Annotated in this window: 2 protein-coding genes; both read right to left on the bottom strand. The window is 71.5% G+C overall.

Annotation, left to right across the window (positions count from 1 at the left end; genetic code table 11):
• On the bottom strand, nucleotides 1-1,012 hold a 1,012-nt coding region (locus tag MJD61_01715; GenBank protein MCG8553995.1), incomplete at its 3' end, for a hypothetical protein.
• 71 nt (nucleotides 1,013-1,083) lie between these two features.
• The coding region (locus MJD61_01710) for a hypothetical protein (GenBank protein MCG8553994.1) at nucleotides 1,084-1,784 on the bottom strand (701 nt) is incomplete at its 5' end.

Below are 1,784 nucleotides of genomic sequence, written 5' to 3'. Positions count from 1 at the left end.
CGCACACGTGCCGGGCGCCGCCCAGGCACGCGTGGCCGGGACGCTCGCAGTCGGCGTCGGCCAGGCAGCCCGGCAGGCACACGCGCTGCTTCATCTCGGCGAGGCCCACGCAACGGCTCGCCTGCGGGCAATCGCCCTGGGTCATGCAGCCCAGGCTGCACACGCCTCCCGGCCAGCCGGTCTGCTCCTGGGTCAAGCAGCGCAGCCCCGGGGCCGCGCCCGGCAGCAGGCAGTCGCTGTCCGTGGTGCAGGGCACGCCGGCGCCTCCAGCCGGCGGGGGGCAGTCGCTGTCGTCGTAGAAACCGCAGATCGACGGGCAGCAGCCGTCCCCGGGCTCGCAGTAGCTGATCGTGCGGAACTCGCACCGAACGTTGCAGTGGCTTGGATCGCCGAGCAAGCGGTCGCTGGTACACACCTTGCCGTCGTCGCAGCGTGTGGGGCAGGCCCCGGGGGCTCCTTCGGGGATCAGGGGGTCGCACAGCTCGTTCGGACCGAGGATGCCGTTGCCGCATACGTCCGTGCAGTCGCTGTCGACCTGGGGGGGGCAGCCCAGGGGGCAGCAGCCGTCGCCCGCCACGCAGTCGCGGATGGACGTGTGCTTGCACTGCACGCTGCAGTCCTTTGGCGTACCGCTGCGGCTGTCCACGGTGCAGGCGCTGCCGTCGTCGCAGCTGGCCGGGCAGGCTCCAGGGGCTTCGGGCGGAATGGCCGGGTCGCACAGCTCGTGGGGCTGCAGCACCCCGTCGCCGCAGCCCGCCTTGCAGCCGGGGCTCGGGCCATGCTGGCACACGGCCGTGCACAGCGCCGGGTCCCCCACCAGCTTGTCCGTGGTGCAGGGATTCCCGTCCTCGCACTGCTGGGGGCAGGCCCCCGGCTGGCCGATAATCAAGGCGGGATCGCAGGTTTCGCCGAACTGCAGGATGCCGTCCCCGCACACCGTCTGGGTGGTGATGCCGCACGCGCTCAGGGTGACGGCGAGGAGGGAGGGGAGGAGAGTTGTGGGTGGCGCCACCCATTGCGCGGGCCATCCTGGAGCGTGTAGGTGCATCCTTCCCGTGCCCTAGTAGCGTGGCAGCCGTGGCCCTACCTTGTGCAGAAGCTGAGAATAAGATCGCACCGATAATCCTCTCGACATTCGCTTTCCATGGTGCAGCCAGCTAGGCAGCTTGCTCGTTGGCCTAGCAACTGGCAGCTCCCCCCATCCGGACACGACCCCGGCATCCCGACGCTGCACGCCCGCGTACAGTAGCCCGCGGGCCACAGCATCCCGGTGAGGCACTCCCCGCCGGGGCAGTCCAGGGGCCGGGCGCAGGGGTCGCCGATGCGGCCGAAGCCCTTCCAGCACTCGAGGACGCCGTCGCGGTCGGCGTCGTAGCAGTCCACGCCGCTTTCGACGGGGGCGCCGCAACGGGACCGGAACTCGCACTGCTTGACGCAGAGCTGGCGGCCGGTGGGGGCGTCGAGCAGGCAGTGGCTGTGCGGGGGGCAGGGTTGGCCGTCGTCGCAGCGATGCGAGCAGTAGCCTGTCTTGAAGCCATGGCCCGCCTCGGTCAGGCAGAAGCCGAGCGCATCTCCGGTACAGTCGTGGCTGCTCATGCACCGGGTGCCGACCGGCGAGCCAAAGGGCCAGTCGGCCCTCGGCACGCACACGTGCCGGGCGCCGCCCAGGCACGCGTGGCCGGGACGCTCGCAGTCGGCGTCGGCCAGGCAGCCCGGCAGGCACACGCGCTGCTTCATCTCGGCGAGGCCCACGCAACGGCTCGCCTGCGGGCAATCGCCCTGGG

Source organism: Pseudomonadota bacterium, from assembly GCA_022361155.1.
Classification (GTDB): Bacteria; Myxococcota_A; Polyangia; order Polyangiales; family JAKSBK01; genus JAKSBK01.
The sequence above is the reverse complement of the archived record's forward strand: the minus strand, read 5'-3'. Positions and strand labels throughout refer to the sequence as shown.